13 protein-coding genes and 1 pseudogene are annotated in these 15663 nt (G+C 72.5%); 9 read left to right on the top strand and 5 right to left on the bottom strand.

Annotated elements, in window-relative coordinates; genetic code table 11:
* Window positions 1–151: 151 nt before the first annotated feature.
* Both AC2TEW_RS26340 and AC2TEW_RS26335 read right to left on the bottom strand, forming a co-directional pair.
* Window positions 152–1006, bottom strand: a complete 855-nt coding sequence (locus AC2TEW_RS26340) for a hypothetical protein (RefSeq protein ID WP_484625844.1) — start codon at window positions 1004–1006, stop codon at window positions 152–154.
* 194 nt (window positions 1007–1200) lie between these two features.
* A complete protein-coding gene (locus AC2TEW_RS26335) occupies window positions 1201–2457 on the bottom strand; it encodes a hypothetical protein (protein WP_484625843.1) in 1257 nt (418 codons plus the stop codon).
* Window positions 2458–2832: 375 nt separating this feature from the next.
* Between AC2TEW_RS26335 and AC2TEW_RS26330 the strand changes: the two are divergent.
* From AC2TEW_RS26330 to AC2TEW_RS26315, 4 genes and pseudogenes are all read left to right on the top strand, one after another.
* Window positions 2833–3990: pseudogene (locus AC2TEW_RS26330) on the top strand (IS3 family transposase).
* 665 nt (window positions 3991–4655) lie between these two features.
* Entirely contained in the window at window positions 4656–5318 is a 663-nt protein-coding gene (locus tag AC2TEW_RS26325) for a ScbR family autoregulator-binding transcription factor (protein WP_484625842.1), read from the top strand.
* Between the two features lie 160 nt (window positions 5319–5478).
* Entirely contained in the window at window positions 5479–7026 is a 1548-nt protein-coding gene (locus AC2TEW_RS26320; RefSeq protein WP_484625887.1) for an MFS transporter, read from the top strand.
* Window positions 7027–7121: 95 nt separating this feature from the next.
* Window positions 7122–7874 carry a TetR/AcrR family transcriptional regulator gene (locus tag AC2TEW_RS26315; RefSeq protein ID WP_484625841.1) on the top strand — a complete coding sequence of 251 codons (753 nt, stop codon included), beginning with the start codon at window positions 7122–7124 and terminating at the stop codon, window positions 7872–7874.
* Window positions 7875–7928: 54 nt separating this feature from the next.
* On the opposite strand, the gene AC2TEW_RS26310 is transcribed toward AC2TEW_RS26315, so the two are convergent.
* The 3 genes from AC2TEW_RS26310 to AC2TEW_RS26300 are packed head-to-tail and all read right to left on the bottom strand — an operon-like array spanning window position 7929 to window position 11088.
* Entirely contained in the window at window positions 7929–8114 is a 186-nt protein-coding gene (locus tag AC2TEW_RS26310) for a tautomerase family protein (protein WP_484625840.1), read from the bottom strand.
* A gap of 52 nt (window positions 8115–8166) precedes the next feature.
* Window positions 8167–9423: a DegT/DnrJ/EryC1/StrS family aminotransferase gene (locus AC2TEW_RS26305; protein WP_484625839.1), complete on the bottom strand. Its 1257-nt coding sequence runs from the start codon at window positions 9421–9423 to the stop codon at window positions 8167–8169.
* Between the two features lie 12 nt (window positions 9424–9435).
* Entirely contained in the window at window positions 9436–11088 is a 1653-nt protein-coding gene (locus tag AC2TEW_RS26300) for a (2,3-dihydroxybenzoyl)adenylate synthase (RefSeq protein WP_484625838.1), read from the bottom strand.
* 237 nt (window positions 11089–11325) lie between these two features.
* Between AC2TEW_RS26300 and AC2TEW_RS26295 the strand changes: the two genes are divergently transcribed.
* From AC2TEW_RS26295 to AC2TEW_RS26275, 5 genes are all read left to right on the top strand, one after another.
* Window positions 11326–12390 (top strand): ornithine cyclodeaminase family protein, encoded by a 1065-nt coding sequence (locus AC2TEW_RS26295; protein WP_484625837.1) that lies wholly within the window; start codon window positions 11326–11328, stop codon window positions 12388–12390.
* Between the two features lie 61 nt (window positions 12391–12451).
* Window positions 12452–13663, top strand: a complete 1212-nt coding sequence (locus tag AC2TEW_RS26290; protein ID WP_484625836.1) for a cytochrome P450 — start codon at window positions 12452–12454, stop codon at window positions 13661–13663.
* 6 nt (window positions 13664–13669) lie between these two features.
* On the top strand, window positions 13670–13870 hold the full coding sequence (locus AC2TEW_RS26285) for a hypothetical protein (protein ID WP_484625835.1): 201 nt from the start codon (window positions 13670–13672) through the stop codon (window positions 13868–13870).
* Between the two features lie 279 nt (window positions 13871–14149).
* Window positions 14150–14965, top strand: a complete 816-nt coding sequence (locus AC2TEW_RS26280; protein WP_484625834.1) for an AfsR/SARP family transcriptional regulator — start codon at window positions 14150–14152, stop codon at window positions 14963–14965.
* Window positions 14966–15001: 36 nt separating this feature from the next.
* Window positions 15002–15619: a ScbR family autoregulator-binding transcription factor gene (locus AC2TEW_RS26275; RefSeq protein WP_484625833.1), complete on the top strand. Its 618-nt coding sequence runs from the start codon at window positions 15002–15004 to the stop codon at window positions 15617–15619.
* Window positions 15620–15663: the final 44 nt, after the last annotated feature.

Raw genomic sequence — 15663 nt, 5'->3', positions numbered from 1 at the left:
CTCCCCGAAACTCGCGGCACGGGCGGCGCGGGGGACCAGCCGGGGCGACCACCGGTCCTAGCCGCATCCCTGGCTGACCGGTTCACCATTTAGTCTGCCAGGCCGCTGCCATCGGACGTGGCGGTGCCCTCCATGCGGCTGGCACCAACGTTCAGCTACCAGGCGTCGGCTCGGCAGCTGGTCGACGTCGACGCGGAACGAACTGGGCGGGAGCCGGGGGCTCCACGGGCGGGGGCGCCCCCTGCATGGCCGCGCTGGCCTGCAAGACCTGGTCGATGATCTTTCGCCGCATCTCGCCCTCCGGGGAGTCTGCGAGATCGGTCGCCAGACGTTCCGCAGTCAGGTAGTACCCGGTCAGCACTGGCTGGTCGAAGTAGCGGTTCATCTGGCCCAACGTCTGCGCGTAGACGTGAAGGTAGGTCCGGCTCAGGTATCCGGCAAGGGCCGTGCCCACCGCCGCCATCGCCCCGATGAACACCCGAGCCTCCGCGCTCGGGACATACAGCCCCGCCACGAAGCACGCCACGATGACCGTCAAGCCGAGCCCCATCGCTCTCTGGGACGAGCGGAAGGACCTGTCCGCCTGGCCAGTCGCGATTCGGTGGTACTCGTCGATCTGGTGCTGGTTCAGCTCAAGGAGCGTCGCCAAAGCCGTGACGGTCTTCAGATCCGCCAGTCGCTCCTCATCAAGCCTCCGCTGCCGCTCCGCAGCCTCCTCGGTTTCCCTCAGCACGGCCTGCTCACGGCGCACGCCAGCAATTAGGAACCCCACCGCCGCTACAGCCACCAGGCACAACACGACGGTAATAACGATCCAAAACCAGCCCGGAGCGTCACCACTGGTGCCAGGTGAATCCTTCGCGGTCCCCCTTTCACGCGAGGACACCAATCCCAACACAGCTACGACAACCACCGCGCCGGCAAATGCTGCCAGCGCTTCACCGCGCTGCGGCGCACGGCGACGCACGTAATAGACCCGCCGCGGATCAGCACCTCCGCTGGACACTGCCCGCCCCCCTTTGGTCACGTCTCGCAGCCAATGCTGGAGACGACTGATCCTAATGGCGCGGCCCCGGCCGCCTCAGCCGGGATCGGCACGACGACTCGAACTACGGACCGCCGATGTGCAGCGCCTCGTGCGAGGGTCTTGGGCGCGAATGCCACGGCACGCGGGCTGGCAGTGGGGAGACGGAACGGCGCTCACCCGCTCCGGACGAGGCCATCGACAGCCGTGGGGCCGCCTCCGGGAATGTAGCGGGGCCACCCACCGGCACCCATGACGTGGAACGGCTTCCCGCGGTCATCGATGACCGTGGTGGTCGGCTCGCCCTGTTTCACCCAGTCCAGCTCGATCGTGAACCAGCACTCGTTCGACGTGTCGGCGAGGTTGAGGACGAACACCTCCGGGTCCGCCGCTTCGATCCGGAACGGGAACTGTGTGAGGGGCCTTGTCCCCTTGACCGCCACGACCTTCGGAGGCGTCGGGTCGAGGTCGACGTCGAACGGGCGCTCGTCCTGGACTTCCCCGCAACCGCCCTGCCCGAGAACAATGCCCTGCTTCGGCAGTGGCACGCGTTTGACGACATTCACCCGCACGCCCAGGAGGAGGACCGACTCGTGAGACGATGTCTGGGCGGTGACCACTATCACTGGCTTCGCCTGGGCTGACGTCACCAGCGTGGCGCCATCCCAGGCCGCCCAGTTGGTCTGTCTGGCTTGCGCGAACGCCTCTCCGGGTGCCTGTAGCGTGTGGTATCCGGAACAGGCCGGATCGAGCCGGCCCTGGATGTAAACGTCTCCGCCGGCATTCGGCCACAGAGTCGTCGCCGCGCCGACCGCGAGGGCCGGCAGGATGCCGAGCCAGCCGTACCGCCGGACCATCTGTGCCACCGAACGCATCGGCTTGCGGTCCGATAGGCCTGGGGAAGGACTCCCGGCGAACGGATCGTAGTAGTGCCTCCGCACATGGTCGGCTTCCGGCCTCAGCAGCCTCGCACGCAGGGCCGTCTCGTCCCAGAGTTCAATCACGAGGCCATGGGCCTGCTCGTTGCGCCGCGTCCAGTCGTCCCACCACTTCGCTGTCGGCCCGTCCATGTTCGACGGAACGCACAGCACCCACCGCTGGACGGTGTGGCCCTGCTCTTGCGCAGCCTTCACGGCCGAGTTGAAGGATTCGCGGATCTGGCGCCGATGGCTGTCCCCAGCGGTGGCCGGGAAGAAGTACTTCGCCTGCCAGACGGTGACGGCACCGTCGAGGTCGCCCGCGAAGGCGTCGATGCCCCAGTCCCCCGGATTCGCCGCGATGATGCGGACACCAGGGGTGAGCGCGAGTGCGAGCTGGCCGATCATTGCCTCGAAGTCGTCGCGGGCGCCGCCCGTGCCTCCCGTCCGCACTTGGTGGATGGCGAAATTGACGGGTGGCACGGTGGCCCCTGCCGTCACACCACTGTTCTGCACTGTCCCCCCTCAAGCCCGAGATCAGACGGCCAGCGGCCGCCGTGCATGCTAAGTGCGACTCACGAAGAGCGACGGGCGATCCTAGTCGGCGAGCTGATAGACACTCAAGGTCACTGTGCCACCGTGAAGAAGGCTCGGTCCTGAGCGGCCATGCCGAACACTCAACAGTACGTCACCGACACTCCGGTCCCGCCACCGCGAGGCCCCTCCCCTGGGGCGGGGGGGGCTGCACGTGCTCGGGATGCAGGTCCAGCCTGGGCTTGATCCGCTTTGACGGACACTCCTGATCAGGGGCTTTGCCCCGGAGTGGGCTTTACCCTGTGGTGTGGACACTTCTGAGAAGCGGATCTTGGGGTCTGTGGAGAGGATGTCCTCATGGGTACTGCGGGGTACTCGGGGGAGTTCAAGCGGGACGCGGTGGCGCTGGTGGAATCCAGCGGGCGCCGGGTCTCGTCGGTGGCGCGGGAACTGGGTGTCACGCGCGGAAGCTGCGGCGTTGGGCGCGGGCGGTGGGGGCCCGTTGACCCCGGCAGAGCGCGAGGAACTGCGTCGACTGCGTAGGCAGGTCCGTGAGCTGGAGCTGGAGAAGGAGATCCTGCGGAAGGCTGCCCAGTGTTTTGCCGAGGAGATGGGCCGATGACCGGCCGCTGGCGGTTCATCTCCGACCATCGCGACCTGTACGGAGTGCAGCGGCTGTGCCGGGTGCTGGGCGTCTCGGCGTCCGGTTTCTTTCGGTGGATCGCCGCGGCGGCCGCTCGGGCCAGGCGAAGGTCGGCCGGCGACGACCTGGGTGCGCGGATCGAGGAGATCCACGGCGAGTCGTACGGCGCGTACGGCGTCCCGCGGATCACCCGAGAGCTGCGGGAACGGCACGGTCCGATCAACCACGAGCGGGTCGCCGGGCTGATGCGCGAGCGCGGGCTGGCCGGTCGGCACCTGCGGCGTACGGTCCGCACGACGATCGCGGACCGGAGCGTGCCGCCGGCCCCGGACCTGGTCGGGCGGGACTTCCGCGCGGCCGCGCCGGACGTGCGTTGGTGCGGCGGCATCGCGTACCTGCCGGTCGGCGGGTCGTGGATGTACCTGGCGACGGTGATCGACATGCACTCGCGGCGGGGTGGTCGGCTGGTCGCCGGCCGAGTGCATGCGGTCCGGTCTGGTGGTCGACGCCGTGCGCTCGGCGGTCGGTGTCCGGGGCGGGAACGTGCGCGGTGTGGTGTTCCACTCGGACCGCGGGGTGCAATATACGTCGGCGGCCTTCGCCGAGGTCTGCCGCGCGCACGGGATGCGGCGGTCGATGGGTCGGGTGGGGTCGAGCTACGACAACGCCATGGCGGAGTCGTTCTTCGCCACGCTCAAGCGCGAACTCCTCTACGGCTCGCGGTGGCTGACCCGGTCCCAGGCCCGAAGCGAGATGTTTTCCTGGCTGGCCAAGTACAACCGCCGGCGCCGCCATTCCGCACTCGGCTACGCAGCCCCGTCGAGTTCGAGCAGGAGTCATCAGCCATCGATACGGTGAGATTGGTGGCATAGGAACCAAGTGTCCACGAAATAGGGCAAAGCTCGCCCCACAGTCATCGCGATCGCCAGAGTAGGCACAACCTAAGTCACTGGCATTGCGCCTAGTAGTGCTTTGATAGGTGCTGCGCGGGCTCTGGTCTCGGGCGGGTTTTGACGATTCTCTGCAGGCATGACTCCGGATGCGCTGGGCTCTTTGCGCAATGAGTTGGAGGCGTTCGCGGTTGAGGTGTTCGCTCCGCTGCGACGCTCGGACCAGCTGGAACGGCCCATGCCTGACCTGCCATCAGCCACCAGCCCGCCCCATCCCAGCCCCGACCTAACAAAGCACTACTAGCTCGCGCCCTCGGGGCGCGCTCCCGATCGTCCCCCTCCCGCACGTGCCCGGCGCCGGGACGGTGGGGGTCGTCCGGGAGGGGTGCGGCCAGAAAACAAGGCGATCGGTCTGCTTTGACTTGGCAAGCGGGTCCGGCGGTTTGTATCGTGGTGCCCGCCAGGCCCCGCGGCCTGCCCGGGGCGCCGGTCGGCCGTTCAGCCCGGGTGTGTGCGGGGCTGTCCCCGGGTGGCCGTACCTCGGTCCGCCGCCGCCCGGTTCCCCTCACGCTGCGCGGGGCGCACCGAGCCGCCCCGACTCCGGGTGGCGCCCTGCGCCCGCCCGAAGGCCCATGCCAGGAGCTCTCTTGACGCCCAAACAGGAACGTGCCGTCCGCACCCGCAGCCGGCTGGTGCTGTCGGCGGCCGAGGCCTTCGACCGGCAGGGCTTCGCGGTGGCCTCGTTGACCGCGATCAGTAGAAGTGCCGGTGTCAGCAACGGCGCCCTGCACTTCCACTTCGAGAGCAAGGAGGCGCTCGCCGTCGCGGTCGAGACCGAGGCGGTGGACCGGGTGCGGGCGGCGGTCGACGACTCCGCGCGGCCCGGGATCTCCGCCCTCCAGGTGCTGGTGGACGCCACGCACGTGCTCACCCGGCGGCTGCGGGAGGACGTCGTGGTGCGGGCCGGGTTCCGGCTGGGCGGCGATGCGGCCCGGGGGGCCGGCAGCGGTCTGCCGGCGCAGTGGCACCGGAGTGTCGTGCGGTTGGTGGATCGGGCCCGCCTCGACGGCTCGCTGACCTCGGCCGTGACGCCCTCCGATGCCGCCGCCGCGGTGGCCGCGGTGGTCCTCGGGTCCGAGGTGCTGGCCCGGTTCGACCCGGCCTGGCTCGGCCCCGATCTGCTCGCCGGCTTCTGGGACCTGCTGCTGCCCCGGCTGGCCGCCGGTCCGGTGGAGCGCGGCCAACTGGACAGCGGGCCGGCCGGGTTCGGCGGACCGCCGGCATCCGCCCGGCCGTCCCGGGCCGGCTGACCGGCGGTCCGCCGCCCGCCACCGGGCTCCCGCGGGCCGTCCCGCACCCCGCATCCGGCGTGGTCGGACGGCCTGTCACGCAGTTCACTTGTACAACGTATAACTGTGCTCTACGCTGTAGAGCACATCCTCGCACTCGTCCTTTGGGGGCCCCTTGCACATCACACAGAGCGCGGCCGCCCCGGCCGTGGCCCGCAACCCGAGGCGCTGGGTGATCCTCGGCGTCATCTGCCTCGCGCAGCTCGTCGTCCTGCTGGACAACACGATCCTGAACCTCGCGATCCCCTCGCTCACCGAGGACCTCGGCGCCAGCACCGCCGACATCCAATGGATGATCAACGCCTATGCGCTGGTCCAGTCCGGGCTGCTGCTCACCGCGGGCAGCCTGAGCGACCGCTACGGCCGCAAGCGGGCGCTGATCACCGGCCTGGTGCTGTTCGGGCTCGGCTCGCTGGCCGCCGCGTTCAGCCACTCCTCCGGCCAGCTGATCGCCGCCCGCGCCGGGATGGGCATCGGCGGGGCCCTGCTGATGACCACCACGCTGGCGGTGATCATGCAGGTCTTCGAGGGCGACGAACTGCCGAAGGCGATCGGCCTGTGGGGCGCCGTCAGCTCGCTCGGCTTCGCCGGCGGCCCGCTGCTCGGCGGCGTCCTGCTCGCCCACTACTGGTGGGGCTCGATCTTCCTGATCAACGTCCCGGTCGCGGTGATCGGCGGGCTGGCGGTCGCCAGGCTGGTGCCGGAGACCAAGAACCCGCTGGGCAAGCGGCCGGACCTGGTCGGCGCCGTGCTGTCCACCGTCGGCATGGTCGGCGTGGTCTACGCGATCATCTCCGGCCCCGAGCACGGCTGGACCTCGGCCGGCGTGCTGGTCCCCGCCGTGGTCGGACTGCTCGCGCTGGCCGGGTTCGTCCGGTGGGAGCTGCACGTGCCGTTCCCCATGCTCGACATGGGCTTCTTCCGCAACCGGCGGTTCAACGGCGCGGTGGCCGGCGGCATCCTGGTCGCGTTCGGGATGGCGGGCTCGCTGTTCCTGCTGACCCAGCACCTGCAACTGGTGCTCGGCTACAGCCCGCTGGCCGCCGGCCTGCGGATGGCCCCGCTGGCCCTGACCATCGTGGCGCTCAACCTGCTGGGGGTGGGGGCGAAGGTGCTTCCCAAGCTGGGCTCCGCCGGGACCATCGCCGCCGGGATGACCCTGCTGGCCGGCGGCCTCGGTGCGGTCGCCACGGTGGGCGGCCGGGGCCACGGCTACGGCGGCATGCTGGTCGGCCTGCTGCTGATGGGCTGCGGCATCGCCCTGGCGATGCCGGCCATGGCCAACGCCATCATGGGCGCCATCCCGCCGGAGAAGGCCGGCGTCGGGGCGGGCGTCCAGGGCACCATCACCGAGTTCGGCGGCGGCCTCGGCGTCGCGGTCCTCGGTGCGGTGCTCAACTCCCGGTTCGCCGCGCTGCTCCCCGCCGCCCTCGGCGCGGGCACGGCCGGCTCCCTGCACGAGGCGCTGGCCGCCGCCCCGACCGCGGACCTCCAGGCCCGGGTCCGGGACGCCTTCGCGGACGGGGTCAGCGCCAGCCAGCTGATCGGCGCCGCTGCCGTCTTCGCCGGCGGTCTGGTCGCGGGTCTGCTGCTACACCGGGCGGCCCTGGCCGAGGCGGCCGCCCAGGACGCGGACAACGGCCGCGAGCCGGCGGCGGCGTCCGCCTGATCCGTCACCGGCGGCCGGGTGCGGGGACTCCCGCACCCGGCCGCGTACCTTTGCTGCAGCACCTGCCGCCCGAGGACGACACCAGGAGGACGAACGTGGCCGCCAAGCGAGCCTCGCAACCGAGGAAGAGCGTATGGCTCACCCCGCGGCCGGCCCGCGGCCGCCGGGCCGCCGAGAGCGGGTCCGGCGCGGGCAACCTCGACCGGGAGAAGATCGTCGCCACCGCCGTGCGGCTGCTCGACGCGGAGGGTGACGCCCAGTTCTCCATGCGGCTGCTGGCCGCCGAACTGAACGTCACCCCGATGTCCGTCTACTGGTACGTCGCCAACAAGGACGACCTGATGGAGCTGGCCCTCGATGCGGTGGCCGGGGAGATAGACCTCCCCGACCTCACCGCCGGCCGGCCGTGGCAGAGCGACCTGCGGGCCCTGGCCGCCGCCTGGCGCCGCACCATGGTGGCCCACCCGTGGGCGATCCGCTCGTACGGCGAGTACCTCAACATCGGGCCGCAGAGCATGCGGTTCTCCGCCTGCGCCCAGGAGGTGGTGGCCCGCTCCCCGCTGCCCGAGCAGGAGCGGCCCGCCGCGCTGTCGGCCGTCTTCCAGTACGTCTACGGCTTCACCTCGATGGAGAGCCGCTGGCTGGAGTACGGGCGCGAGTCGGGCCGCACCGCCGACGAGTTCCTGGAGGAGGTCGCCGGCAGCGTGGCCGAGGCACCCGGCATCGAGGCCGGCGGCGGCATGATGGAGCGCCACTCCGGGGTCAGCATCGGCGAACTGCGCGACCGTGACTTCGACCGCGCCCTCGACTGGCTGCTCGCCGGGATGTGCGCCGGGCTGCCCGCCTGACTGCCCGCCTGACTGCCGGCCCGGCCGCGTACCTGCCCGGCCGGGCGGCGCCGGTCAGCTGCCGGGGACACCGCCGATGCCCCACTGCCGGGGGGCGACGCCGGTGAGCGCCACCCAGGTCTGGGCCCGGATGGACTCGTCGAAGACGTCCACCACGGCCTGGGTGATCCGCTCGATGAGCTCCCGCTCACTGCGCTCGTCGAGCCGGCGGTCGTAGATCTTCACATCGATGAACGGCACGGTGCTGCGCCTCTCTGGTCGGTCGGGTCGGGGAAGGGGGCGTGGTACGCGGTCAGCGCACGGCGAGCCGGCGGCCGCCGGTGCCGATCAGGGCCTCCCGCAGGGCGTGGCCGACCGAGTCGACCAGGTGGTCCACCTGGTCGTCGGTCAGGCCCGGATGGCAGGGCAGGTTGACCTGTTCGTCGAACCAGACCCGTTCGGCCTGCGGGCACTCGCCCGGGCCGTGGCCGCGCAGCCGCCACTCGGGCAGCAGGTGGAGCGGGAAGTAGCGCAGCTGGACCTCCACGCCTCTTCGGTCCAGCGCCCGGACGAAGCGCTCCCGCGCCTCGCGTCCGGCCGTGAGGAAGAAGGTGTACAGGTGGTAGGCGTGGCTGCTGCCCTCCGGTACCCGCTGGAGGCGGGTGCCGGGGAACCCGCGGACGGCGGCGTCCAGCCGGCCCGCGATCCAGCGGCGGCGCTCGGTGAACCGCTCCAGTGCGTCCAGCTGCACCAGCCCGACGGCGGCGGCCGCCTCCGACAGGGTGGCGTTGGTGCCCGCGCCGCGGATGCCGACGGCCGCCCGGCGGTACACGTCGGCGGAGAACCGCATCCACGGCAGCAGGGCCGGCTCCTCGCCGGCGCGGTCGGTGACCGGGACGAACACCCCGTCCACCTCGTTGCCGCGCAGCCGTTCGACCCGCTCGGCCCAGTCGGCCCGGTTCAGGGTGATCATCCCGCCCTCGCCGAGGGTGGTGATGTTCTTGGTGGAGTGGAAGCTGAAGCAGCCGATGTCGCCCAGCGCACCGGGGCTGACGCCGCGGTGGGCGGCCCCGAGCGCGTGGGCGCAGTCCTCCACCACCACGATGCCGGCGCGCCGGGCCAGCGCCAGCACCCGGGTCATGTCGGCGGGCAGACCACCGTAGTGCACCAGCAGGATCGCCCGGGTGCGGGCCGTGATCAGGCCCTCCAGCACCGCGGGGTCCATGTTCAGGGTGTCCGGGTCGACGTCGCAGAACCGCACCGTGACCTCGTGGTCCAGCAGCGGCTGCACGGTCGCCTGGAAGGTCTGCGGGGTGGCGATCACCTCGTCCCCGGGGGCGAGGTCGAGCAGCCGGACGGCCAGCTCCAGGGCGACCGTCCCGCTGGTCACCGAGAGGGCGTGCCGGGCGCCGGTCAGGTCGGCGAACCGCTGCTCGAAGCGTTCGCGCCACACGCCCGCCGACAGCGGGTCCGGTGAGTGCACCACGTCCGCCAGCGCCGCCAGGTCGGCCTGGCCGACGATGCTGCCGCGGCGCTGGAACGGCACCAGGTAGTGCGCTGCGCTGTTCATCGCACTCCTCCCTCAGCCCGCGTCCGCGGCTGCCGCACCGGAGCGGACCAGGTCGGCCGCCCGTGCCGCCAGGACCTTCTTGTCCACCTTGTTGAGGCCGGTCAGCGGGAAGCCGTCGACCACCTCCACCCGGTCCGGCAGCTTGAAGTCGGCCAGTCCGCGCGAACGCAGCAGCCTGCGCAGCTGCGGCAGGGTCGGGGCCGGTCCGCCGGCCGCCGGCACCACGAAGGCGCAGGTCTTCTCGCCCAGCAGGGCGTCCGGCATCGGGACGACGGCCGCCTGCTGGACCGCCGGATGGGCGGTCAGATGGCCCTCGACCTCGGTGGCGGAGACCTTGTCGCCGCCCCTGATCACCACGTCCTTGACCCGGCCCGCGACCACGATCCCGCCGTCCGCGGTCCGCCGGACCAGGTCGCCGCTGCGGTAGAAGCCGTCCTCGGTGAACGCCGTGGCGTTGTGCTCCGGCGCCCGGTAGTACCCCCGCAGGGTGTACGGGCCGCGGGTCAGCAGCTCGCCGGTCTCCCCGTCCGGGACGTCCCGCCCGTCGGTGCCGACCACCCGGATCTCGTCGGCCGGGGAGACCGCGCGGCCCTGGGTGGTGAGCACGACCGGGCGCGGGTCGTCGAAGCGGGTGAAGGTCAGCAGCCCCTCGGCCATGCCGAAGACCTGCTGCAGGCGGACCCCGAGCCCGGGCCCGATCCGGGCGGCCACCTCGTCGTGCAGCTTCGAGCTGCCGACCTGCAGGACGTCCAGGCTGGAGAGGTCGCTGCCGGTGCGCCCGGCGGCGTCGAGCCACAGGTGGACGATGGTCGGGATGACCGAGGTCATGGTGACCCGCTCGCGCTCGATCAGCGGGAAGCACACCTCGGGGGTGGGCTCCTCGGCGAACACCACCCGGCCGCCGGTGCCCAGCACCCCGATCACGCCGGGGCAGCCCCAGGGGAAGTTGAACTCGACCGGCAGCACCGCCAGGTAGACCGTGTCCGGGCCCAGTCCGCACAGGTCGGCGGTGATCCGGCTCTGGTAGGCGTAGTCGTCGTGGGTGCGCGGGATCATCTTCGGCAGTGCGGTGGTCCCGCCGGAGAGCAGGAAGAACGCGACGTCACCGGCGTCCGGTTCGGGGAGCACGGCCGGGGCACGCTCCAGGTCGGACAGGGCCGTGAAGCCGTCGCCTCCCGCACCCGGGTCGCCCGCGACGAAGACCTGGGCGATCCGCGGCACCTCGGCCCGCAGCTCCCGGGCCAGCTCCCGGTGGTCGAAGCCTCTGACCAGGTCCGGGACCACCAAGGCCACGGCACCGGACAGTTCGGCCAGGTGCCGCAGCTCGTTGCCGCGGTACGAGGGGAGCGCGAACACCGGCAGCGCACCCGCCCGGAACAGTGCGAAGCACACGGCCACGAACGCCGGGGTGTTCGGCAGCTGCACCAGGACCCGCTCCCGCGGGCCGATCCCGCGCTCGGCGAACCCGGCCGCCAACCGGTCGCACCAGGCGTCCAGTTCGCGGTACGTCACCCGGACGCCGTCGGCGCCCACCAGGGCGACCCGGTCGCCGTACCGTTCGGCCCAGCCGCGCAGCAGCGACCCCAGGGTCTCGCCGCGCCAGTACCCGGCGGCGCGGTACCGCTCGGCCACCTCCGGCGGCCAGGGCACGCATCCATCCAGCATCGGTCGTCCTTCCGTCGGGCCCGGCAGGGTCCCCGGCGCCCTCGGTGCGGGCGCGGTGCGGGCGCCGGACAGTCTCGGCGGGCGCGTTGACAGCGGGCTGATCCAGCTGACGGGCGCACGGGGCGCCCCCGGGGCCCCGTCAGCCCCATCAGGCCCGTGTCAAGGCCCCCGGCCACGCTGGTGCGCTCAGCCCCCGGCCGATCCCGACGGCCGGCGATCGAACTCTGGGAGCGTCGGATGAAGACCTGGGTCCTGAGCGAACGTGACGTGGCACAGGTGGTGGAGAGAGTCGGCCGGGACGCGGTGATGGACCGGGTGATCGACCGGCTGGCCGAGGGACTGGCCGAGGTCGGCAGAGGCCGGCGGGCGCTGTCGCCGCAGCGCGGCGGCTTCGTCCGGGCCGAGCCGGTCCCCGGCATCTGGGAGTGGATGCCGCACCGCGAACCGGGCGACAGCATCACCTTGAAGACGGTCGGCTACAGCCCGGGCAACCCCGGCCGGTTCGGGCTGCCGACCATCCTGGGCACGGTCGCCCGGTTCGACGACACCACCGGGTCGCTGACCGCGCTGATCGACGGGGTGCTGCTCACCGCGATCCGCACCGGCGCGGCGTCCGCGGTGGCCAGCCGGCTGCTGGCCGCGCCGGACAGCCGGGTGGTGGGCCTGATCGGCGCCGGCGCCCAGGCCGTCACCCAACTGCACGCGCTCACACGGGTGTTCCCCCTCGAGCGGGTGCTGGTGCACGACACCGATCCGGTGCACGCCGCGAGCCTCGCCGACCGGGTCGCCTTCCTCGGCCTCGACGTCCGGGTGGCCGGGCCCGACCTGATCGCCGCGTCGGCCGACATCATCTGCACGGCGACGACCGTCGCGGTGGACGGCCCCCCGGTGCTGCCCGCGCACACCGTCACCCGCCCGCACCTGCACGTCAACGCCATCGGCGCCGACCTGGTCGGCAAGACCGAGCTGCCGCTGGACCTGCTGCGGCGCGCCTACGTCAGCCCCGACCACCCGGAGCAGGCCCGCCACGAGGGCGAGTGCCAGCAGCTGGCGCGGGACGAGATCGGGCTCAGCCTCGGCGAGCTGTGCGCGGACCCCTCGCTCGCCCGCGACCTGCGCGGCCGGACGACGGTCTTCGACTCGACCGGTTTCGCCCTGGAGGACCACCTGGCGATGGAGGTCCTGCTGGAGATGGCCGCCGAGCACGACCTGGGCCTGCGGCTGCAGATCGAACACCACCCCGCCGACGCCCTCGACCCGTACGCGCTGGCGCCCGCCGCCGTAGCCGCCGACCACACCTGACCGGGCGCGGGCGGGCCGCCCGGCCCGGGCGGCCCGCACCCTTGCCCGCGCCGAAGGAGCCATGATGGACCAGCAGACCGTTCCCGCCCCGCCCTCCCTGGCCGACGGCGGCCCGGCGATGTTCGCCTGGCTGCGCGAGATGCGCGACCACCACCCGGTCCACGAGGACCGGTACGGGGTGTTCCACGTCTACCGCCACGCCGACGTGCTGGCGGTCACCTCCGATCCCGCCGTCTTCTCCTCGGACCTCGGCCGGCTGCGGCCGGACTCCAGCGCGCTGAGCGAGGAGATCCTCTCCGTCATCGACCCGCCGCTGCACCGCAGGCTGCGCAGCCTGGTCAGCCAGGCGTTCACCCCGCGCACCGTCGCCGAGCTGGAGCCGCGGGTGACCGAGCTCGCCGGGCAGCTGCTCGACGCGGTGCAGGGCGGCACCTTCGACGTGGTCGGCGACTTCGCCTACCCGCTGCCGGTGATCGTGATCGCCGAGCTGCTCGGGGTGCCGCCGCAGGACCGGGAGCTGTTCCGCAGCTGGTCGGACCGGATGCTGTCGGTGCAGGTCGACGACGCGGTGGAGATGCAGTTCGGCGACGAGGCCGGGGACGACTACGAGCGGCTGGTCAAGCAGCCGCTGCAGGAGATGCACGCCTACCTCCAGCGGCACGTGGAGGAGCGCCGCCGCGCCCCGCAGGACGACCTGCTGACCCGGCTGGCCGCGGCCGAGCTGGACGGGGAGCGGCTGACGGACCGGCAGATCGTCGAGTTCGGTGCGCTGCTGCTGATGGCCGGCCATGTCTCCACCTCGATGCTGCTCGGCAACACCGTGCTGTGCCTGGAGGAGAACCCGCAGGTCGCGGCCGAGCTGCGGAGCGATCCCGGACTGATCCCCGCGGTGGTGGAGGAGGTGCTCCGGATGCGCCCGCCGATCACGGTGGCGGCCCGGGTGACCACCCGCGAGGTCACCGTCGGCGGGGTGGTGATCCCCGCGGACCGGATGGTGATGGCCTCGCTGCTGTCGGCCAACCACGACGAGCGGCACGTCCCGGACCCGGAGCGCTTCGACCACCGCCGCAGCCCCAACCCGCAGCTGGCCTTCGGGCACGGCATCCACTACTGCCTCGGCGGGCCGCTCGCCCGGCTGGAGGGCCGGATCGCGCTGGAGGCGCTGCTCGCCCGGTTCGCCGACATCCGGATCACGCCCGGCGCGGAGTACGACTTCCACCGCGAGGGGCTGTTCGGCGCCCGTTCGCTCCCGCTGACCGTGCGTCGCGGCTGACCGGCCGTGGCCGCCCTCCCGCCCGACGGGCCGTCCGAGGTGGACGACGCACTGCTGTGCTCGCCCTGGCACGTCCTGGCGCAGGTCTACCGGGCCCGTCCCACCGGGCGGGTCCGCGGCCGGCGCGAACGCCGGCAGCCGGTCCGCGACCGGGCCGACCGCGGCGAGGCCGCGGACCGCACACCCCGGCGGCACCGGCAGTCCTGACCCGCCGACCGCCCCGTCGGACCGGTGCGTGACCCACCAGGACACGTGTTCCGTGCGCCGGGTCCGGCTCCCCACCCGGGAGCCGGACCGGTCCCGAAGGCCCGCATCCCCACCCGGGATGCGGGCCTTCGCCGTGCCCCGGCCGTGCCCCGGCCGTTCCCCGAAACAAAAACAGACCGACTGGTCTTCTACTAGCAAACCGTATAGTCTGTTTTTAATTGCGGGGGCGGCGCCGGTGCCGTCCCGTGCCCATCCGGGGCAGCGACCAGGGGAGACACCGTGGACATCGATGTGCTGGGATCGCTCGACGTACGGGAATCCGGGGTGTCCATCGCCCCGACGGCCCCCAAGCCACGGCATCTGCTGGCGGTCCTCGCCCTGCACGCCGACCGGACGGTGCCGGTGGCGCTGCTGATCGAGGAGCTCTGGGACGGCAGCCCGCCGCGCTCCGCCCGCAACACCCTGCAGACCTACGTCCTGCAACTGCGCGAGCTGATCGCGCAGGCGCTGCGGCGGGCCGGCGACCCGTACGACGCCAAGCGGGTGCTGGCCACCGTCCCCGGCGGCTACCACCTCGACACCAGAGGGGGAGTCAGCGACGCCCACGAGTTCGAGCGGCGCGCGGCCGACGGCTACCGGGCGATGGCCCAGGAGGACTTCCCCGGCGCCGCCCGCCGGCTGCACGACGCACTCGGCCTGTGGAAGGGCTCCGCGTTCGCCGACGTCCGGGCCGGCTCCCTGCTCGACATGGAGATCCGCCGCCTCGAGGAGGCCCGGCTGTGCGCCCTCGACCAGCGGATCGAGGCCGAACTGCGGCTCGGCCGCCACCGTGAACTGCTCGGCGAACTCACCGTGCTCGCGGGCCGCTACCGGATGCACGAGTCGCTGCACCGCCAGCTGATGATCGCGCTGCACCACTCCGGCCGCCGCGGCGACGCCCTCGCCGTCTACCAGCGGCTGCGCATGACGCTGGTGCGCGAACTCGGCCTGGAGCCCTCGCCCGGGCTGCGCCGGCTCCAGCAGTCGATCCTGGCGGCCGGGCCCGAACGGGAGGCCCCGCAGCCGTCCTGGGGGCGGCTCGCCCACGCGGGCTGAGCGGCACCGGACACCGACGAAGGGGAGGGGAGAGACATGCAGGAGAGGTCGGTGACCACCCGCCGCAGGCTGGTGTCGGCCGCGGCCGAGCTGTTCGACCGCAACGGCTACGCCAACGCGACGCTGGCCCAGATCACCGGCGCGGCCCGGGTCACCAAGGGGGCGCTGTACTTCCACTTCGGCTCCAAGAGCGAACTGGCCGACGCCGTCGGGGAGTACGGCCGCACCCTGCTCGCCGACTCGGTCGACGCGCTCGCCGCGCGCAACAACGGCTCACCGTTGCAGACCCTGATCGACTCCACCCACTGGCTCGCCCGCAGCCTGCGCGAGGACCCCGGCCTGCGCGCCAACTTCCGCCTGAGCCGCGAACTGCACGGCCGGGAGGGCGGGCACGCCGACTTCTTCCAGGTGTGGCTGACCACCTCCTGGGCGCTGCTCGACCAGGCCCGCGCCGCCGGGGAACTCACCGCCGACGCCGGGCGCACCGGCCCGCAGACCCTGCTGGCCGCGGCCGTGGCCGGGATCGAGGTGCTGGCGGCCACCCCCATGGCGGACGACGAACTCGCCGCCCGGGTCAGCGCGCTGTGGACGCTCGCGCTGCCCGCACTGGTGACGCCCGCGACCAGGGCCGCCCTCCGGACGGCTCCCCCCTGAGCGGGGGACACCCCCGCGCGCTGGTCCTTTCGGGGGATGCCGCG

Source organism: Kitasatospora sp. NEAU-CNBT7 (genome assembly GCF_057220535.1).
This window is presented reverse-complemented; position numbering and strand designations above follow the sequence as displayed.

Bases quoted from the DNA above. Each gene is read 5' to 3' on its own strand.
- AC2TEW_RS26295 (WP_484625837.1), top strand. From the start codon at position 11,326: ATGAAGACCTGGGTCCTGAGCGAACGTGACGTGGCACAGGTGGTGGAG.
- AC2TEW_RS26290 (WP_484625836.1), top strand. From the start codon at position 12,452: ATGATGGACCAGCAGACCGTTCCCGCCCCGCCCTCCCTGGCCGACGGC.
- AC2TEW_RS26300 (WP_484625838.1), bottom strand. From the start codon at position 11,088: ATGCTGGATGGATGCGTGCCCTGGCCGCCGGAGGTGGCCGAGCGGTAC.
- AC2TEW_RS26305 (WP_484625839.1), bottom strand. From the start codon at position 9,423: ATGAACAGCGCAGCGCACTACCTGGTGCCGTTCCAGCGCCGCGGCAGC.
- AC2TEW_RS26275 (WP_484625833.1), top strand. From the start codon at position 15,002: ATGCAGGAGAGGTCGGTGACCACCCGCCGCAGGCTGGTGTCGGCCGCG.